The organism is Rhodocytophaga rosea (assembly GCF_010119975.1).
GTDB classification, from domain to species: Bacteria; Bacteroidota; Bacteroidia; order Cytophagales; family 172606-1; genus Rhodocytophaga; species Rhodocytophaga rosea.
This window is the reverse complement of the sequence record NZ_CP048222.1, coordinates 8566765-8587200: the sequence shown is the minus strand read 5'-3', so window position 1 is coordinate 8587200 and position 20436 is coordinate 8566765. Positions and strand designations below refer to the sequence as shown.

The window sequence follows — 20436 nt, the reverse complement described above, 5'->3', positions numbered from 1 at the left end:
CGGCCAGAGTTAATTCTGGCCGCTTTTGGTTTAATATATTGAAGTTGCTCTCACCGGATAAAAATCTTTTTGACTATCGCTTCGCCGGCCTGCTGCATAGTTAACAGATACATACCAGAAGGATAAGAAAGTTTTATGATTTCAGCTTGCAAAGCAGAATTTCCAGAAACAGATTTATTCCATACTAACACACCTTTAGTATCATAAAGGCTCAGAACTGCATCTTTCGATTGTGGCAAATAATACGAAAGTCTGATTTGTTTCTCGGTCAGCGGCGTTACACTCAAACTCGCTTTACTTCCAGAATGGATAGCTACGATTTTAGAGTAGGTAAATTTGCCGTCAATATCGGTTTGTTTCAGGCGGTAGTAGGTAACAGGTGATAAAGGATTGGCATCGGGGGCTGTATAGGTTTGAACCTGCTGGCTATTCCCTATGGCATCTACTTCCAGAAATGCTTCAAACTGCTTGCTATCTGTGGATTTTTCGATGGTAAAGTAATCATTATCTTTCTCTGAAGCGGTTGCCCAGTCGAGTTGTACCACGCCATTTACCAGATTTGCTTTAAAGTATAGGAGTTCGATGGGAAGAGGAAGGATTTCTGAGCCAATTGCATATACCCTTCTGTCATTATTTGCCATAGCCGATTGCATCCGGGTATGACCTGAATAATTAGCAGGATTAGAATTAGTAACTGTCTGATTGTTGGAATTTATTCTTCTCCATTCTCCAGTTAAGGGATTTGATGAATTCCAATAAGCAACCAGTAAGTCTTCAACATTTGCCGGTTCTCCTAAATAATTTTCAGGGCCACTGACTGGAATTTCCCATGTTAAAATCACCCTTGTACTTGCATTGCCACCAGTCCTCTCAATCTCCCAGTATTCAAATTTACTTATTGTGAGAGGACTGTTTGCATTAGCGGGTGGGTAGTTAACGTTTGCCGGAGTACGGCGATTATATTTTGCTACGAATACAGCATTAGGATTTGGATTAACAAATTCTAATCCGGCCGGACGGTAAGAAGTTCCATCCCCAATAGGGAAGTAGAATTCATTGTCTCCATCGTTACCAATTTTTCTTACATATCCATTTACGTGACTACCATCTCTAGCTCCGCTTACCTGTGCACGGTTGTTAATGGTTAATATATTGGTTGGCGTAGTATTGACAATTCCGTCAATGAATGTAATGCGGCCACCGTTGTTTTTTCCGACACTCACAGGTGAATTGAGTGTAATGCCAGGGCCGGAATTTTCAATAATCATATTAAAGAATTCATTTCTGCCGAGAGCGGCATTGGTAGTAATCGTTTGTGTGCCAGAACCATTGAAAACTACCGTTCCTCCCTGACTATTGAATTTGGCAGCTACCGATGGAGCAGGGGTCATATACCAGTATCCCTTTACATCTATACTATTATCATTTGACTGCACATCTAATTCTCCACTTTGAATTCTTAAATTATATACATCTAATTTATCTGCTAATTTCCATATACCGGCAGGGTTATTAAATAATAGTATACTTCCCGTTGGAAAAGGAGAAGTAGCATTTAAAGTAAAATTTCCTGCTCCTTTCAATTCAAACGTTCCTGGAAAATTATTTGATACTGTTGCTGGTAAATTAAGCGAACCATAAATTTCAATTTTCAGTCCCCCTGCACCAGTAAGAGTAGGATTGATGCCATCTATATCCTGCCAGTTTAAATTCCTACATATTGCTCCTGGTGGATTTATTGTAACTGTATAATTACCAATAAGTGGGTCATCGAATACTACATCATTGGTTGGACCAGGAAGAGGATCTGTATTAGCTATTGGAGTACCACTCGAGGAAAACGACCAGTTTACTTTGTCATTCCAGTTGCCACTTCCACCAATCCAGTAATAGGTCTGGGCAAAAACGTGTAGAGGGAGAATACCAAAAGAAAATGTAATAAGAAGGAATAGCTGTATAATTTTTTTCATGGTGGTTTGTGAATTAAAATGAATAAATGGCCGGCTACTATAGCGGTTTTATTCTTACCTACGTGCGATCAATTTTGCAGTAATGATTTGTATGAATAATGCCTTACATTTTATCGGTACTGCCTGTAATTTTTATATTTAGTTTATGATTTCATTTGAAGTAACCTTCTATCAGTAAATTTACTTATTGGCCTTTTCTGCCTCCGAAATGGCATAATTTCCTCATCCTTTGCAAGAATTTATGAATAGAATTTTAAAAGCAAGCGGAAAAGATTTACTAAAAAAAACAAAAAATTATGGATTAAAAAACTTTTAGAAGATACTTTCAAAATTTAGCTTACCGATCTTATTTTTTAATTTCCTGCTAAATTATGTATAGTTCCTTCATTTTTATGGTAATAGATTGGTTATGAAGGAAATGAAAATTAATAAAAAACTATTGCCAATAAATAAAATCAGTATGCCTGTTGATATTTTATATGTTTGGATTCAGGCATCTTATTTTAAAAAGAATACTTTTTTTGAATGTTAAAGCGCTTTTTGCTGGCATATTAGGTGGTACTAGCTACAAATAAAAATCGTGCTGCCTAATCGGTCAGCACGATTTAAAAACTAATGATATACCCTTTATATTTTTAAAACTATTTAACAGAAGAGATTACTTCTTTCACTTTGGCAGCAGCATCTTTGAGTAAAACGGCTGAATATACTTTTAGTCCGGATTCATCAATAATTCTGGCGCCTTCTTCTGCATTGGTCCCCTGTAAGCGTACAATAATAGGCACTTTAATGGTTCCGATATTTTTATAAGCTTCTACTACACCATTGGCTACCCGGTCGCCACGAACAATACCCCCAAACACATTGATCAGGATTGCTTTTACATTGGGATCTTTCAGAATAATGCGGAACCCTGCTTCCACAGTCTGGGCATTGGCACCGCCTCCTACATCCAGGAAGTTAGCCGGTTCGCCACCGGAAAGTTTAATAATGTCCATAGTAGCCATAGCCAGACCAGCCCCATTCACCATACAACCAACATTACCATCTAATTTTACATAATTCAAACCGGATTTGGCAGCTTCTACTTCCAGCGGATCTTCTTCGGTAATATCCCGTAATTCCGCATAATTTTTATGCCGGTACAAGGCATTGTCATCCAGATTTACTTTGGCATCTACGGCTAATATTTTATCATCGGATGTTTTTAATACCGGATTGATCTCAAACTGAGAGGCATCTATTTCAACATAAGCTTTATATAAAGCCTGGATAAAATTCACCATTTCTTTGAATGCATTTCCTTCCAGCCCTAACTTAAAAGCTAATTTACGTGCCTGAAAAGGCATCAAACCTACCAGGGGATCTACCCATTCTTTAATTATCTTTTTCTGTTTAGGATCTTTAATTTCTTCATCGGCTTCGGCTACCTGCTCTATATCCATCCCTCCTTCGGTACTGGCTATAATCACATTCTGCCCTACAGAACGGTCAAGCAAAATACTCAGGTAATACTCCTTGGGCTCGGATGGTCCGGGATAATATACATCCTGCGAAACCAGTACCTTATTTACCCGTTTTCCTTCAGGACCTGTTTGTATAGTAACCAGTTGCATCCCCAGAATCTTTTTAGAGATTTCACGTACTTCTTCCAGATTCTTAGCAACTTTTACTCCTCCGCCTTTACCACGTCCGCCTGCATGAATCTGTGCTTTGATTACATAAAACTTCGTTCCGGTTTGTAAGTTGAGCTGCCGGGCTGCTTCCACTGCTTCTTCAGGAGTATCGGCGACGATACCTTCCTGAATACGTACCCCATAGCTTTTTAAAATCTCTTTGCCTTGATATTCGTGGATGTTCATTCGATTAGCGTTAAAAGGTTTTGGGCACGAATGTAAACAATAAATTATTATTTAGGAAGCTAATCTGTAAGCTTTAACACCATTGTGCTGGCTAAAAGGGAATTTAGGATAATGCAATGGTGGGGATGAACTGAAGGAAATACGATATCAATCCGTATTAGTACTATTTTATCAAAATCCGTATAACTCCAGGTTAAGAATCGGGGTATCTGTAAGCAGTATTTGTAAAGCAATAAGCAGAACAGGAGAATAAGGTATAATAACTGACCTATATGTGTTTACTATAAAGGGGCTGCTTTGGCGGCTTTCTTTATATCCGGCTCAGCAGATTTGGCAAGGTGATTTTGAAAGTAGTGCCTTTTCCTATTGCAGAGTTTACCTGAATATTCCCTCCTAATTTTTCAATAGTTTCTTTTACAATAAACAGACCTAAGCCAGAGCCTTTACTGTTTTGAGAAGCACGATAAAATTTATTAAATATTTTATGTACATGTTCTTCGGCTATTCCTTGTCCATTATCCTGCAATGAAATAACAGCCTGCTGATTATCCACCCTGATTGAAATGGCAATAAAAGGATCTTCCTGGCCATAATGATGGTACTTGATCGCATTGCTCAGCAGATTACTCAACACAACATTCAGTCTCTCTTTGTCTGAATGTAATTCAGCTGTATCGTGGACTTCAATTACTTTCCGGATACGTTTTACATTTTCAATATAGTGCAACTGGTCAAAAATACCATGAATGAGTTCCCGTAATTTGATTTTTTCAACACGGATGTCAGTGGCTGAGTTTTTAGATAAGTTGATCAGATCTTGAACAAAGTTATCCAGCTTCCGGACCGACATTTCAATAAAATTCAGGTACACAATCATTTGCTCATCCTGTGTTTCCATACGGGCTACATTGATCACACCCATAATAGAAACCATAGGAGAACGAAGGTCATGAGAGGCACTATACATAAACTTTTCCAGTTCTGCATTTTCCTGCTGCAATAATTGCTTCTCCTGTATCAAAACCTCCTCATTCGGCTTACTTTCATCTATGGTATGAAGAATAGTCAGGTATTGAAATGAGTTTTCTGCTTTATATATCCTGTTATAATAGACATGTGCTAAAAAAGAATTTTCATCTCTAGTTACTATCTTTATTCTCAGAGGCTTTGTTGCACTTTCCGGGAAATGATTAAAAAAATTCGAAAACAAATGCTTATGCTCTTCTGTAGAAAACTCACTTATTTCTTTTCCGGCAAGTTTTTCAGCAGAAGTACCTAACAATTGAGTAGCCGCCGGATTAGAGTCTACTATTTTGTGGTTATGGTCGAGCAATAAGTATGGAACCGGAGCCTGATGAAACAAAGCCTCAAAGTAACTAGCCATGTCAGATATTTCCTGGTGTTGTTGCAACAATACTGATTGGTATTCCTGTATTTTTTTTAGTATAGCAGGATTAGAGTCAGGCGGATGTTGTTTAGAAGAATAATCATTTGAAAATAGCTCAAATACTTCTTTTAAGGTATTGAGTAAAGTTTGTTGTTTTTCCCGAAAAACTTTTCCTTCATCCATACACATTGATAAATGACTAACACAAAGAACTATACAGACTGATTATATAATAAATATCTGTTTTGTGTAAAGCCTTTTAGAGTTGGCGATTCAAATGATGTATTAATAGATTGGCATGTTAACCCAACGGAGCTGTTTTATTTTATTTCAGTAAGGTAAACAAAATATAATAATTTGCAAATAATGAAATTAGGGCTAATACTAAAGCTCAAGAGGGATTAGTTAACTCCTTGCAGAGATAATCTTCATTGGCGGCTTTTTGAGTTAATAAATGGTTTTGACAAGTCAGGTGATTGATTAGAGCGGCTAAGTAATATAGATGTGCGGGCTCTAGTCAAACGACACCGGCAATATTCAGCATTTACTGCTGGATATTGCCGGTGAAACTACTTAAGGATCTGGTGGACAGTATTTTTTTCTTCTGAAGTAAAAGCGTTTTGTAAATGTAGAGCTTTGTTAATAATAGGTGTCTGCTGTGTATGTTATACCTTTACTGGACAGAAAGCTAGTGGGTCATTTTTACAGGTTAGATTCAAAAAACTGCTTTCCATACCTGCACATGATATAAATAGGTACAAATAAAGATACCCATGATAATATATGCCATATTCCTGTTCCTAAGATGGCAAAAATCAACCCGGCCAGGGTAATCAATGCAAGCAGGATAGGCATACCCCAAACTTTCTTAAAATAGGTATTATTTGTCATTTTCTACAGCTGTTGTTAAGGTAAGTGATTCCGGAATACTAGTAAGTCTTGCCAGCTGTGCGGCTCTTGCCTTGCGTCTGGCCAGCCAGAGATACAGGCCGCTGATTAATACAAGGATGGTGGCTATATCGAAAACTGCCCAGATGATCTTAAGAGGAAGTCCTCCATAATCACCAAAATGAAAAGGCTGAGAAAGAAAAATCAGGTTCAGATACCAGGGCAGATCTTTTATATCCGTCAATTGCCCGGTTTGAGCATCAATCAAGGCAGGCTTAATTATCCTGGACATCAATGGTGAGGTTCCTTTCATAAACACCCCATAATGGTGCTTACTCGAATACAGAGTTCCCGGATAGGCTACAAAGGAAACTTCCATTCCCGGAGCCGCTTCTTTTGCCCGTTCAAGGGCTGCCTGCAAAGAACTGAATGACCCGTTGAAGGCAAGTTTGTCTTTGTAATCAGCTACCATTTGAGATAACTGCCCGGCCCGCCATAAGTCAATGGCCGGATCAGCTAAAGTATTAATCACCCCAGTTAGCCCTACGACAAAAGCCCAGGCAAGGGTTACAATGCCAAGCATATTATGCAGATCCAGCCATTTGAGCCGCAAGGATTTTTCTGTCCGGATCATGCCAAAATCAAAGCGTTTCATAATCGGCCCATATAAAACTACACCCGAAACCATAGCTACAATAAACAGCAGGCCCATTAGGCCCAGAAACAATTTGCCGGGGATTCCTGTAAGCATTTCTACATGCAGGTAGTACATAACGAGCATAAAATCCATTTCATTAGGTGGCGTATCGAGCACTTTGCCGGTACGCTCATCCATTGTCAGATAATGATCGGCCTCTATAGGTGCTTCAGCTGAATCGGCTAGGGTGACAAACATCTGGTGTGGATGTTCTTTTTCATCCCAAAAGACATATTTTACTACTTTTCCAGGCTTCTGGTTCATAGCCTGCTGCAGCACAAAATCTTTGGATAAGACAGGGCTTTTCCCCTGCAAAGCAGGAAGTTCTGCTTCATGTCCTGATAAATGCTCTATTTCTTCATAAAAGATCAATGGCAAACCAGTGATACATAACATCAGCAGAAAAGCTGTGCAGATCAAACTGGTCCAGGTATGCACAGTGAACCAGTTCCGGATGGTGGCATTTTTCATAGAAGTATTAGTAGAATATGATAATTGAACTTTCTTAGGATAACAAGAACCAATCTGGTTATCGCAACCGGGTAGAAAGAAATTGATGGTGCCAAAAGTATTATTTAAAAAAATTCTAAACAACTATTTAGAAAAATTCTAAATAAATATTGTTTAGAACAATTCTAAATAATAGATTTGCTGCCCATGTTCAAAATATCATAAACCACACTACTTATCATGGTCAAATCGTTACTTAGTTCTATAGCCCTGTTTGTGTTATTACCTGGGCTCATATTGGCTCAAACAGGTTCCATCCAGGGAACTGTAAAAACCTCAGATGGACAACCGGCAGAATTTGTAAATATTGTAATTAAGGGCACTGGCAAAGGTGTTACAGCTAATAAAAATGGTTCTTATCAGCTAAAAAATATATCTCCTGGCAGCTATACTATCATTGCCTCCTTTATTGGGCTGGAAAAGCAGGAACAAGCCACGCAGGTAACGGCCGGAGGTATTACTACCCTGGATTTTGTATTAAAAGAAAGCGCCCAGGTGTTGCAGGAAGTAGTAGTTTCTGCCAATGCCAACCGATACCAGGAAAGCATACCTTCCCAGAGCCTTCGGCTTAATGCGCCTATTCTTGAAATTCCCCAGAATATACAGCTCGTAACCAGAAGTGTATTGAACGACCAGCAGGTGATTAGTATGAGCGATGGGCTGGTACGTAATGTAAGCGGAGCCGTACGAATGGAACACTGGGGGGATTTATACACAAATATTTCATCCAGAGGTTCGCAGATACAGGCATTCCGGAACGGATTTAATGTGGTAAATTCCTATTGGGGGCCGCTTACAGAGGATATGAGTTTTGTGGATCATATAGAATTTGTGAAAGGTCCGGCCGGATTTATGCTTGCCAACGGAGATCCCAGTGGCTTGTATAATGTAGTTACCAAAAAACCTACTGGCCAGACAAAAGGGGAAGCTTCGCTTACGCTAGGAAGCTTTGACCTGTACCGTTCTGCCCTGGACCTGGATGGGAAACTTACCCAGGACGGCAAATTACTTTATCGTCTGAACCTTTCTGCCCAGAACAAAAAATCACACCGGCCTTATGAATATAACAACCGGTATGTAGTGGCACCAGTATTATCCTATCAGATTACAGATAAAACCAAACTTACTTTCGAGTATACCTATCAGCATGCCAATATGAGCAATGTGGGTTCCTACTATGTGTTTGCCGCCGATGGTTTTGGCACATTACCCCATAATTTCACAACCCTTTCTCCCGGTCTGCCTGCCACCAATATTCATGACCATAGCTTTTTTGCCAATGTAGAGCATTATCTCAGCAATACCTGGAAGGTTACCGCACAACTGGCCCGTTTTAACTACACTCAACAGGGATCTTCTATGTGGCCAACAGTAGTAAACCCGGATGGAACCATGATCAGGGGGGTGAACAGCTGGGATGCAAAAAGCAATATGACCATGGGACAGGTATTTTTGAATGGAGAAGTAACAACAGGTCCTGTACGTCACCGAATATTAACCGGTTTAGACATGGCCAATAAAGAGTATTTTGCTGACTGGGGCCAATCCCATGCCCTAGACACTGTAGGGGCAGAGTTTAATATATATGCACCTACCTATGGTACGCCGGTAAATGGCTTTCCCAGGTTTGATCATTCTTCACCAATTGAAGAAAGAGCTACTGTTGCTGGTGGAACCATGGATCAACGGTATAGCGCCTTGTATCTGCAGGATGAACTTGGCTTTCTGGATAACAAAGTGAGACTTACCCTGGCAGGCCGTTATACCAATGTAAGGCAGTCGGAATATGGAGGGCCTCTAAAAAGTGCCGAGCGTTTTACCCCACGGGTAGGATTGAGTGTATCCCTGAACAAACAAACTTCAGCCTATGCTTTATACGACCAGGCTTTTATTCCACAGAATGGCAGACTTTCCAGTGGAGGAACTGTAAAACCCATTACCGGAAATAACTTGGAAGTAGGGATTAAACGGGATTGGGCAGAAGGCAAATGGAATAGTACAATTGCTATTTACCGTATTCTGAAAAACAATGAACTCACCGCTGATCCGAATAGTCCTCCTGCATCAGGATTAAGTATGGTACTGGGCGAAAAACGCGCACAAGGAGTAGAGTTCGACCTGAGAGGAAGACTTACAAAAGAACTAAGCCTGATTGCCAATTATGCGTATACAGATTCCAGAGTAACAAAAGTAGCTGAAGGGATTACTGCTATGAAAGAAGGCGATATTGTACCCGGATATGCCAAACATACCACCAATGCCTGGCTGAATTACAGAGTATCCAAAGGTGTATTGAAAGGGGCAGGAGTATCGGCAGGATTTACTTATCTGGCTGGCCGGGAAACATATTGGGAAGTATCTCCAGATCCTACTCAGGTGCTTCCGGATTATTTTAAACTGGATGGTGGTTTATTCTGGGAAAACGATCATATCAGAATTACAGCGAATGTATTTAATATTCTGGATAAATATTTATACAGCGGCTCTTATTATTCATGGCTTGCAGCCTATAACTGGCAAACAGAACCAGGCCGTAATTTCCGGATGACCGTTGCTTACAAGTTCTGATAAATCAGAAATGCGTAAAAAATAAAATGCCCGATTCTAACAACCGGGTATTTTATTTTTTACGCATGATACACCAGAATTAAGCAATACACGCTACCAGACATATGGAATTGAATAGTAAACATTAAGCCACTTATCTGAAATTTTCTAGCGAGTTTATCTGTCGATATAAGGGAATTATTTTCTATAACGCTTATCCTTTGGTTGTTTCATAGGATTCTGAAAAAATATTTCCAAAACGGTCAGTTACTTCAATGGTAATTTTTTTGGCTTGTGCAGAAGGCTGGGCTGCATACAGGTGATCGGTTAACTCAGGGTCTACCCAGGGGCGGCGCTGCGGTTTTTCTTTTCCAGTATGCAGTTCTACCGATAAAGGATCAAAGCCTGTTTGCTGCCGCAAATTTCCTTTCCGCATGCCATCTTCATACCATTGGATTTTCCATTCCGGGTCAGCATTCCATACATTCACGATCAGGTCGTCTTTTCTTTCGGGATTGGTGCTAGGCTGGTAATAGCGGAACTGGTGCTTGCTGTCTTTACCGGTAGATTTATAATGCCATTGTAACTCACTGCCTTTTACTTCATATACACCGTATCCATTGGGCGTACCATCATAGCAGATCGGTCCGCTCCACCAGGCACCGCACACAGTTCCATGTACATGTTCGATTACACCCCCCTCTGTTACTTTTTCATTAAAATGGGTATGCCCCGACATGATATGGGCTTTGAAAGGTTCTAATAGCCGGTACAATTCTGCCCGGTTGGAAACCGTGCCCCCTAAAGTTGGAGTCTCTTTGCTTCTTCTGGCAGCACCGGTAAAAGCAGGAATATGCAGGCTTACTACCACGGTTTTTCCTTTTTCAACCAGCGCTAAGTCTTGCTCCAGCCAACGAAGTTGTTCCTCAGACAAGTAGCCGATATATTGTTTTTCCCGTCCAATAAAAAACACATCCTCCAACACTACATAATGGATTTCTCCTTTATTAAAAGAATAATAAGTAGGACCAATTTTTTAAAAGTCTGCGCTGAAAGGGCATCGGAACGAATCTGCTGGGTATCCATGTCATGATTGCCCAATACCTGGAAGAAAGGAATATCCATGCCTGAAACCGCTTTCTGGTAATCGTCGAACAGTTCAAAATGATCAAATACCAGATCGCCGCATCCAATGCCAAACACCGGCCTGTCGCCATACGATTTTACCAATGCGTTCACATCCGGGGTAGTTTGTGAGAGAAGCAGATCTGCTTCATATCGGTCTTGTATCTGCGGATCGGCTAACACGAGCAATACATGGCTGTTGTCATTGACAGGGGAGGGATTTAAAGCAAAATTAGCTGCAAATTCTCCTTTCGCTGAAGCAGTGATTGGCTGAAAAAATCTGGCAATTCCGTTTTTTCTGGTAGGCACCTGATAGCCTGCTGGCAGGGAAATGGAAACAAATTCCTGCAGACTGCTGCTCATGAGTTCATACACACCATTGGCATCGGTAGATACTACTGAATAACCATCTGTTACGGCTACTCCTTTGATACCTTTTCCTTGGGCGCTCACTTTTCCCCTGATGCGGACAGGCGTTATTTTTACAGGATTGTCATTCCAGAGAATAGAGCCATTGCCATAGACAGGAAGCAGAAATCCGGCAGAAAGCAGGCCAAGGCTCTTTAAGAATTCTCTTCTGGGTTGCAGGGATAAAGTTTTAAGCGGTTTCATATGTTTTAGTGTTAGTCGGCTACTAATAATATTTCAATAATACACGATCAGTGAGAAGGTGTTTGAATTTAGTTTAGACAATTTTTGATAAAATGATATTGATAAGAGAACGTTTTGGAAGAATAAAAATAGGGTAAAAGAAAGAATCAGTGAGTAAACTTGAGGTGTCTAATCATCAAGTTTATGCAAGAAAAATTCTCTGCGCTCACTGACCCTGAATGGGAAGTTATCAAGGAAATAATTGATAACCAAAGAAAGATTAAACATGAAAAACGGGTGATAATCAATGCACTGCTTTGGCTGCTAACTACGGGCAGCCAATGGCGCAATATGGAAAGTAAGTACCCACCCTGGCAAACCATTTACTATCATTTCAGGCAGTGGAATATAGTGTACCCCAAAAATGGGACAGATAGTTAAGATGGAAACTAATAACTTAACTATTTGAAAAATACAACTAATGGAAAACAAACGCAAGCGCTACTCAGCCGAGTTTAAGTTCAAAGTAGCTTTAGAGGCTGTTAAAGAAAGACAAACGATAAGTGAGCTGACAGCAAAGTTCGGAGTACATTCTACCCAAATAGGTCTTTGGAAAAAGCAACTTTTGCAAGAGGGGATGGAAGTCTTTAAAGAAGAAACCAAAGGGAAAAAAGAAAATCAGCAATCATTGTTAGACCGACTATACCAGCAGATTGGCCAGTTACAGGTAGAACTTGACTGGCTTAAAAAAAAATCAGGTGTGGGATAATTCTCAGAAACGATTGCTAATAGATCCGACCCATTCCGGTCTCAGTATCGCAAGGCAGTGTGAACTGCTGGGCTTACATCGTTCGGGATATTATTACCGACCTTGCGAAGAAAGTGAGGAAAACCTATTGCTAATGCGTCTGTTAGACGAACAGTACATGGACACTCCCTATTATGGCATTCGGCGAATGCAGTGGTTTCTAGGACAGAAAGGTTATCAGGTAAATCATAAGAGAGTTTCCAGATTGCTTAGGACAATGGGGTTAGAAGCAGTTTATCCTAAGCCAAACTTGAGTAAAGCAAATCCGACACATAAAATTTATCCCTACCTGTTGAGAGGAGTAAAAATAAAGCAAGTCAATCAGGTATGGAGTACAGATATCACTTATATCCCAATGGCCAAAGGATTCATGTATTTAGTAGCCGTCATGGATTGGTACTCTAGGTTTGTATTAGCCTGGCAGTTAAGCAACTCATTAGAAGTAGATTTTTGTCTGGATGCATTAGAAAGCTCTTTTCAATACGGAAAGCCACAGATTTTCAACTCAGATCAGGGATCGCAGTTTACAGCTACGGCTTTTACTGATAAGTTATCAACTAGAGACATTCGTATTTCTATGGATGGCAGAGGTAGAGCTTTAGATAATGTTTTTATTGAACGATTGTGGCGCAATGTTAAATATGAATACGTATATTTATGTGCTCCCATTAATGGAAAGGAACTTTGGTCGGGTATCGATCAATACTTTACCCGCTATAACTATCAGCGGCCACATCAGTCGTTAGATTACCTTACTCCTGCTCAGGTATATTTTCAGACCAACACAGGAAAAGTGCAAATATAGTGAGAAACTTATCCATCTTATTTCTCACCGATTGCTGTCCGAACATCAGGGTACACCTCAGGAAAAAGCGGGGCATTATTGAAGAGTTGTTAGCTTTTTTAGCAGGCAGAGAAAGAAAAAAAGCAGGCAGACAAGCCCTGCCAAGCGTGTTGGCCATTGATAGCCAAAGTGTTAAGATTATACAATTTACCAGTCAGGATAAAGGCATAGATGGCAATAAAAAAGTGAATGGCAGAAAAAGACATCTGGCTGTGGACTGTTTAGGTATCCCCTGGGCGGTGCATATTACAGCTGCTAATATATCAGACACCACAGCAGGATATGAGTTAGCAGCTAAGTTGAAGGGCAAGTCCGCCCGCCTGCATACCCTGAAAGCAGATAATGGCTACACAGAGACTTTTGTGGAAGAAGTGAAAAAACAATATGGATGGAGTGTAGAAATTGTACAAAAGCCTGAAAGCGTGAAAGGCTTTGTCCCGGCAGGGGGCCGTTGGGTAGTGGAACGTAGCTACGGATGGCTCAATTTTAAGCGTAGGTTGAGCCGTGATTTTGAAAAAAGCACAGAAAGTTCGGAAGCCATGCTACAATTAGCCTTTATTGATACTCTGCTCAAAAGAAAAACCGAATAATATTTCAAAACATTCTCTAAAAGCTAACTCAATAAAACAGAGGGCAGAAGCAGGGGTTCGTTCATAATCTTTGGCTAATCTTCTATAATGATTCAGCCAGGCAAAACTTCTTTCCACTTGCCACCTTCCCTTTTGGGCAATAAATCTCTGCTGTGAAGGAGGTTTTTGTGAAATGTCCACCTGCCATCCATAGTAGTGAGCATAGGTTTGAAACTCTCCCCTGTAAGCAGCATCTGCACAGATCAAACTTAGCCGTCTACAACTTTTGAGTTGTGGCAATAATTCAAAGCCTGCCACCGCATCAGACTCATTAGCAGCACCTACATAAATTGCCCATGGCAAACCTAAACTATCCACAGCCAAATGCCGTTTTCGGCCATCTATTTTCTTGTTGCCATCTACGCCTACCTGCCCGAAAAACAACCCCCAGCCCCTATGAAACAAAGTCTTCAGCTCTGCTTTACACTTTGACTATCTATAGCGATGCGCGAAGGTTGTCCTTCTCGTCCTTGTCTTTGTCGTTCCTTTTTAACTAACATCTCCCGCACCTGTCGCCAGACGCCATTGTGTTGCCACTTTTAGAAATAATAAGCTACCGTTTGCCATACAGGATAATGGGTATGAGGCAAATTTCGCCATTAACTTCCGGTTCGGGTTAACCACAGACAAGCATCCACTACTCGCTTTAAACAAACTTTTCTCTTTCGTCCATCATCTACTATGTTTTTAATAACTTGCCATTGACTATCAGTCAGGTTTTCATGTGTTTCATACATGGAGTAACTTTTTGTTTCGCAAACTCAAGTTACCGGCTGATAGTCTTTTTCCAAAATCCTAAAAAACCTCTCTTCTATTTCCAAACACCTTCTTATTTTCACCCTCTTCTTTCTACTATCAAATAAATTTTCAATCAGATAGTAATTTATAGAGTATAATCAAATTTTTTCCTGTTAAAATCCAAATATACTTGCTATGTAAATATAGTAGACAGTCCATTACTGCTCAGCAATTGTAGCAACGTATGGTATTAAAGGTGTTTGGCCATAAGTTTGTGTTTAATTGCTTGATAGTCAATTAAGTATCAATAATTGATAGCTAGCTATATTAACACGGATGTAATGATTTTGCAACTAACAGGTTACCACATATGCAAAAAAGCTCATTAACTTACATAAATTCGATTTATATAAAAAATCCACCTGTAGCTAGCACCACGTATGTGTGCAAAGTTTAAGATAAGAGCCTATATAGCTTCATTCTTAAAATGAAATGATGTTTTTTAACAAATTCTATCATGAAAACCAAACGAATTCTGGTCTATGGTGTGCTCATTTCGCTGTTTGTTTGTATTGCTTCTATTTTCTATTATCAGGAAACCAGATATCTTCTTTCTACACCCCTTCCGGCAAATTATCAGCCAGTAGTGGTTGGACACAAAGTAGGACTGACCCAAGATGTACTAATCAGTTATGATAAGCCTGTCCTGCTTCACTTTTTTAATCCTGACTGTCCCTGCTCCAGATTTAATATAGAACATTTTCAAAGACTCGTCTCCACATATAAAGGCAAATACAATTTTTATGCAGTTTTGCAAACAGATAATGGCCCACAAGCTATTAAATCATTTAAAGAAAAATACGACTTAGAGGTTAATGTTATTTTGGATACCAATAAGCAGTTAGCTTCTGCTTGTGGCGTATACTCAACCCCACAAGCTGCCATATTAACTACACAAGGAACCCTTTACTACCGGGGTAATTATAATAAAGCCCGCTACTGTACAAACCCCAACTCTAACTATGCCCAAATGGCCATGGACTCTCTACTGGCAGGCAAACCTTCTGCTACCTTTATTGAACTAGCCACGCAGGCCTATGGATGTGAGTTGCCTCAACAATCGAGTAATCAGATATACTATTCTAACTAATACTTTTCTTACACAATCTATTCAATTCGCTATATATGAACGCTACATCTACTTCCAGGCAGGCATCAGAAAAAGAGATACAACCTTTTATTGAAGAGATAAGGAAACAAATAGATAAAGTCACTGAATACTTTCTGATTGGCTATTTCATTTTTGGCCTGTTGCTCTCCTTTTTTTATGATACCTATTTGATGGGGATCGGTGTAGGCGGTTTATGTTTGTTTGCCTTCTACTTTACTAAATACATATTGCCTGCTTCCAGCTTGTATCAGTATGTAGTGAGTGTAACCCTGGCCGTTTTTATGGCTCAATTTATCTATCAGATGCATGGCTTATTTGAAATGCACTTCTTTGCCTTTCTGGGAGCCGTGCTATTAATCGCCTATCAGGAATGGAAACTACAGATTCCCCTGATTTTACTGATTGTATTGCATCATGGAAGTTTGGCTTACTTGCAATATATAGGCTATTCACAGGTATACTTTACCCAGCTGGATTATATGAGTTTACAGGCATTTGTATTTCATGCCCTGTTAGCTTCTGCCATTGTATTTGTCTGTGGCTTGTGGGCTTATTTCTTGCGCAAGCGTACCAGGGAAAATGCCATCAATACCCTGCTTCTCAGAAAGCAACTTGCTAATACTGATAGAAATATAGCCTTTGCCGAAGAAATCAGCAAAGGCAACCTGCAAATTAATTATGCTATGCAGGAAGGGGATGAATTAGGGAAATCACTAATGAATATGCAGCAAAGTTTGTTAAAAGCTTCCCAAAAAGAAGAACAGGAAAAATTTGTAAATATGGGTATAGCCGATGTTGGTCATATTTTAAGAAATGCCAATACGGATATGAATGCATTATCTATTGAACTGATCCGCAAAATTGTAAAATATCTGGGAGCTAATCAGGGAGGCTTATTTGTATGGGAGGAAAATGAGCTTGTATTAAGAGGCTGCTATGCCTACGACAGAGTAAAATATGGAAAAAAAAGCATTAAGAAAGGCGAGGGCTTGCTCGGACAAGTGTTATTAGAGAAAGATACCTTATACATGACAGACCTGCCGACTAATTATATTCAAATTACCTCCGGACTAGGTTATGCTACCCCAAGAAGTTTACTGATTGTTCCCTTGAAAAACAATGACGAAGTAGTAGGTGCCATAGAGATAGCCTCATTTGAAGAGATACCAGCTTATAAAATCGGATTTATGGAAACTATCGGAGCCATGATCGCTTCTAGCATACTTACGGCTCAAGGCAATGAGCAAAAAGCCAAGTTATTAGAAGAGTTTCAAGCCATGAATGAGCAGCTCAGATCACAGGAGGAAGAAATGAGACAGAATATGGAAGAGCTGGAGGCAACCCAGGAAGAGATGCGCCGCAATGAACAAGCTCATTTACAAGAAATTGGGCGTTTAGAGAGCGAATATCAGGCTAATACAGACCAATTACAAAAGAAGGATCTGGAAATAAGCGGGGTGTTATCAGCGGTTAATTCTACGCTGGCTATGATTGAATTTGATTTGAAAGGTACTATTCTTACGGCTAATGAGCGCTTCTTGCAAGTAATGGGATACAGCCTGGAGGAAATTACAGGTAAACATCATTCCATGTTTGTAGAAAAGGCATATAAGGGAAGTAATGAGTACAACACTTTCTGGCAGGATCTTACTTTGGGCGAAGCGCAGCTGGGAGACGTAAAACGTATAACTAAACATGGAATGGAAGTTTACCTGAATGCCAGTTACACACCGGTATTTGATCAGCAAGGACAAGTGTCAAAAATTATTAAGTTTGCTCAGGTGGTTAATCAGGAGAAAGAGATTATGTTAGCTTATCAAAGTCAGTTGCAAACGATTACTGAGTTAAACACGATGGCTCAACTGCATCTGCCTGATAATACTGTTAGTAATATTTTTAGCTAATCAGAACTATAACTTAATTGAGCTACGCAAAGCAAAAAGGTAAAGAAGGAAATAATTCTATAGAAGAAAAAGCATTGTTAGCAGTGTATTGAATACATCGGAAACCGTATAAAAGAATTTAAAGAAAGCATTCAATGTATGTAGTGAGCAGCATATATTGGTCCTTATATAACTACCATTAAAAACAGTAATTGTAAAAAACTCACTTCCCTGTGCGAAATATGGTGCAGCAGCACCATACTAATATATCGGACATAAGCCTAGATAAGGCAAATTTTGAATGCTTCAAATGTCTTAGGTTTACTTTTACAGATACTATACGCATCTGTTAGAAGAAGGAAAAGCAGGGATTGTGCCACAGCCGCTTAGATTTATTTGCTTGCTTCTGATCCTAAAAAGCCTTGAACTTGTGTAGTTATCAATTTCAACAATGTATGGCGCGATTATGTCAGCTGTTGCCTTGAACTCCACGTCTGTGAGAGACAGGTAAGGGCATATCTCCTCCCAATGCTACCTGGTCGAAGGATGATGATCTCCGGGCAATTCATCCGACGCATAAAGCAAATGCTCCAGGATACCGGACAAATTACGAAGAGTAAATTATAGTACAGCAGATATTGTTAAAGTAACAAGAGATCTTTTAGTAGCCTAATTCATTTTAATAATAGACCAAGAGGCTTTTGTTGAAAAAGGCTGCAAGCAACCTACACTTGATTGGCCATCTATTTATAGCTGAAAAAATATACGCTACAATCCCTCTTCACTGCTCTGTTAATGAGAAAGCATAACTTTTAGTAGAATTTATTATATAGTCCTTTAGTCAATTTGATTTCCCTTTTGCTCTACTTATAATATGTCTAAATTGTTGGGAGGAGGTGATCTTGAAACAAGAATTACCGGGAATCCATTTACTACCTTTATTTTATAGGATTTAAATGGATTATTTTTATCTTTAAGCAATCTGCTTTTGGGTTGCTACTTTATTTATGAAGAATTTCTTCCCTTATTCAACCACCAACAAAACTATAGTTGTGATAAAACAAACTTTACTCCTCACATTGGTCTTATTGCTTCAGCTTCATTTTGCCTTCTGCCAGCAAAAAGCAACCATAGCGCGGCCCAATATCATCTTTATCATGTCAGATGACCATGCCTATCAGGCCATTTCGGCGTATGACACCCGATTAATTGAAACGCCCAACATTGACCGGATTGCCAAAAAAGGGATGCTTTTTACCCAGGCTTCTGTCACCAATTCCATTTGTGCGCCTTCTAGAGCCACAATTCTGACAGGCAAGCATACGCATATACATGGGAAAGTTGATAACCATTTTCCCTTTGATACCACCAATATCACTTTTCCGCAGCTTCTCCAGCAGGCAGGTTACCAGACAGCCATGTTTGGCAAACTACACTTTGGCAATAATCCCAAAGGCTTTGATCAGTTTAAGATTTTACCCGATCAGGGAGCGTATTACAACCCTGACTTCATCACTAAACAGGAGGGAAATATCAAGGTGGAGGGCTATGTGACTGATATCATCACAGATATGACCTTGGAATGGCTGCAGAAAGAGCGCAAGCAAGACCAGCCTTTTATGCTCATGTATCTGCATAAAGCACCTCATCGTTCCTGGCTGATGGCTGAGCGTCATCTGGCTGAATTCACTAACAAGAATTTTCCTGAGCCACAAACCCTTTTTGATGATTATTCGGGCAGAACTTCCCCGGCTTCAGAAGCAGAAATGAATATCCTGCACCACATGGCCTGGGCCGGTGACAACAAAGTCTTTCCTGAATTGATGGATGAGTTAGGAATTGCCGAGATTGGATTTGATAAACGCCGGTACGCCTATGAGATGGGCCGGTTTACTCCTTCCCAGGCTGAAAACTTTAAGAAAGCTTATGCCAGAGTAAATCAGGATTTTAAAAAAGCCTATCCTTCTATGACTGATAAGGAAAAGATGCAGTGGAAATATGGGCGTTATATGCAGGATTATCTGGGCACGATCAAGGCCGTTGATGAAAATGTGGGAAGGTTGCTGGATTACCTGGAAGCCAATAATCTGATGGAGAATACTATTGTCGTTTATACTTCAGACCAGGGATTTTACCTGGGAGAGCATGGCTGGTTTGATAAACGTTTTGTCTATGATGAGTCTTTTAAAACGCCACTGCTGGTAGCCTGGCCAGGAAAAATCAAGCCTGGAAGCCGTTCAGATGAACTGGTCCAAAACCTGGATTTTGCTCCTACTTTTCTGGAGGCTGCCGGTGTAAAAGTGCCTTCAGATATGCAGGGAGAAAGTCTGATTCCATTGTTAAAAGGGGAGACTCAAAAGTGGACAAGGAAGGCGGTATACTACCATTATTACGAGTACCCGGCCGAACATATGGTCAACCGCCATTATGCCATCGTGACCAAAGATTATAAGTTGATTCATTATTATTATGTGGAAGATCAATGGGAACTGATCGACCGGAAAAAAGATCCGCAAGAGTTAAAAAATGTATATAACGACCCGGCTTATGCCAAGGTTAAAAAAGAACTTCATGTACAGTTGGATGGGCTGAGAAAAAAGTATAAGGATACTGATAAGCTCAATCAGCAATATGTTGATAAGTTTATGGAAGATGCTACCCATGGAAAAGTTTTTGGAGTGAGTAAAGAAAAAGTTCAAGAAATCAAATCCAGACGAAATAATAGTACGAAGGCAACAAATACCAAATAGTTCATCTGTAAATCTCTTTTAACATTATTTACACCA

The 20436-nt window shown here is 39.9% G+C and carries 16 protein-coding genes; 7 read left to right on the top strand and 9 right to left on the bottom strand.

Going from position 1 to position 20436, the window contains the following annotated elements; genetic code table 11:
• Positions 1 to 50: 50 nt before the first annotated feature.
• The 5 genes from GXP67_RS35250 to GXP67_RS35230 all read right to left on the bottom strand — a co-directional run bounded on the left by GXP67_RS35250 (position 51) and on the right by GXP67_RS35230 (position 7275).
• Positions 51 to 1970, bottom strand: coding sequence for a T9SS type A sorting domain-containing protein (locus GXP67_RS35250; RefSeq protein WP_162447474.1), 1920 nt, complete (start codon positions 1968 to 1970; stop codon positions 51 to 53).
• Between the two features lie 641 nt (positions 1971 to 2611).
• On the bottom strand, positions 2612 to 3832 hold the full coding sequence (gene sucC, locus GXP67_RS35245) for an ADP-forming succinate--CoA ligase subunit beta (RefSeq protein WP_162447473.1): 1221 nt from the start codon (positions 3830 to 3832) through the stop codon (positions 2612 to 2614).
• A gap of 310 nt (positions 3833 to 4142) precedes the next feature.
• Positions 4143 to 5402 (bottom strand): PAS domain-containing sensor histidine kinase, encoded by a 1260-nt coding sequence (locus GXP67_RS35240; RefSeq protein WP_162447472.1) that lies wholly within the window; start codon positions 5400 to 5402, stop codon positions 4143 to 4145.
• Positions 5403 to 5921: 519 nt separating this feature from the next.
• On the bottom strand, positions 5922 to 6110 hold the full coding sequence (locus tag GXP67_RS35235; RefSeq protein WP_162447471.1) for a VirB3 family type IV secretion system protein: 189 nt from the start codon (positions 6108 to 6110) through the stop codon (positions 5922 to 5924).
• Complete coding sequence (locus GXP67_RS35230; protein WP_162447470.1) at positions 6100 to 7275, bottom strand: PepSY-associated TM helix domain-containing protein; 1176 nt, start codon at positions 7273 to 7275, stop codon at positions 6100 to 6102. The genes GXP67_RS35235 and GXP67_RS35230 overlap by 11 nt, the downstream gene beginning before the upstream one ends.
• 219 nt (positions 7276 to 7494) lie before the next feature.
• Here GXP67_RS35230 and GXP67_RS35225 point away from each other — a divergent pair, with 219 nt between their 5' ends.
• On the top strand, positions 7495 to 9882 hold the full coding sequence (locus GXP67_RS35225) for a TonB-dependent siderophore receptor (protein WP_162447469.1): 2388 nt from the start codon (positions 7495 to 7497) through the stop codon (positions 9880 to 9882).
• A gap of 193 nt (positions 9883 to 10075) precedes the next feature.
• Here the strand turns inward: GXP67_RS35225 and GXP67_RS37155 are convergent, their stop codons facing one another.
• Together GXP67_RS37155 and GXP67_RS37150 are read right to left on the bottom strand one after the other, a co-directional pair.
• The gene (locus tag GXP67_RS37155; RefSeq protein ID WP_197901612.1) at positions 10076 to 10834 is read right to left on the bottom strand and encodes a calcineurin-like phosphoesterase C-terminal domain-containing protein; all 759 of its coding nucleotides are present in this window, start codon (positions 10832 to 10834) and stop codon (positions 10076 to 10078) included.
• Positions 10835 to 10845: 11 nt separating this feature from the next.
• Positions 10846 to 11598: a metallophosphoesterase N-terminal domain-containing protein gene (locus tag GXP67_RS37150; RefSeq protein ID WP_197901611.1), complete on the bottom strand. Its 753-nt coding sequence runs from the start codon at positions 11596 to 11598 to the stop codon at positions 10846 to 10848.
• A 183-nt stretch (positions 11599 to 11781) separates the two neighbouring features.
• On the opposite strand from GXP67_RS37150, the gene GXP67_RS35215 reads away from it, so the two are divergent.
• The 3 genes from GXP67_RS35215 to GXP67_RS35205 all read left to right on the top strand — a co-directional run bounded on the left by GXP67_RS35215 (position 11782) and on the right by GXP67_RS35205 (position 13819).
• Positions 11782 to 12018 (top strand): transposase, encoded by a 237-nt coding sequence (locus GXP67_RS35215; RefSeq protein ID WP_162447468.1) that lies wholly within the window; start codon positions 11782 to 11784, stop codon positions 12016 to 12018.
• Between the two features lie 40 nt (positions 12019 to 12058).
• Positions 12059 to 13190, top strand: a protein-coding gene (locus tag GXP67_RS35210; protein WP_232064550.1) for an IS3 family transposase whose coding sequence is annotated in 2 segments (ribosomal slippage) — positions 12059 to 12333 and positions 12332 to 13190 — 1134 coding nt in all. Because the reading frame shifts where the segments join, the coding sequence is not laid out codon by codon here.
• Positions 13190 to 13819: an IS5 family transposase gene (locus tag GXP67_RS35205; protein ID WP_162447467.1), complete on the top strand. Its 630-nt coding sequence runs from the start codon at positions 13190 to 13192 to the stop codon at positions 13817 to 13819. Before GXP67_RS35210 ends, GXP67_RS35205 begins: the two co-directional genes overlap by 1 nt.
• On the opposite strand, the gene GXP67_RS35200 is transcribed toward GXP67_RS35205, so the two are convergent.
• Entirely contained in the window at positions 13778 to 14263 is a 486-nt protein-coding gene (locus tag GXP67_RS35200; RefSeq protein ID WP_162447466.1) for a transposase, read from the bottom strand. The two genes, GXP67_RS35205 and GXP67_RS35200, sit on opposite strands and share 42 nt — an antisense overlap.
• Before the next feature lie 194 nt (positions 14264 to 14457).
• On the bottom strand, positions 14458 to 14595 hold the full coding sequence (locus GXP67_RS35195; RefSeq protein ID WP_162447465.1) for a transposase: 138 nt from the start codon (positions 14593 to 14595) through the stop codon (positions 14458 to 14460).
• Between the two features lie 518 nt (positions 14596 to 15113).
• Between GXP67_RS35195 and GXP67_RS35190 the strand changes: the two genes are divergently transcribed.
• The 3 genes from GXP67_RS35190 to GXP67_RS35180 all read left to right on the top strand — a co-directional run bounded on the left by GXP67_RS35190 (position 15114) and on the right by GXP67_RS35180 (position 20400).
• Complete coding sequence (locus tag GXP67_RS35190; protein ID WP_162447464.1) at positions 15114 to 15746, top strand: TlpA family protein disulfide reductase; 633 nt, start codon at positions 15114 to 15116, stop codon at positions 15744 to 15746.
• A gap of 35 nt (positions 15747 to 15781) precedes the next feature.
• Complete coding sequence (locus tag GXP67_RS35185; protein ID WP_162447463.1) at positions 15782 to 17671, top strand: PAS domain S-box protein; 1890 nt, start codon at positions 15782 to 15784, stop codon at positions 17669 to 17671.
• Between the two features lie 986 nt (positions 17672 to 18657).
• Positions 18658 to 20400, top strand: coding sequence for a sulfatase family protein (locus GXP67_RS35180; RefSeq protein WP_162447462.1), 1743 nt, complete (start codon positions 18658 to 18660; stop codon positions 20398 to 20400).
• Positions 20401 to 20436 lie beyond the last annotated feature (36 nt).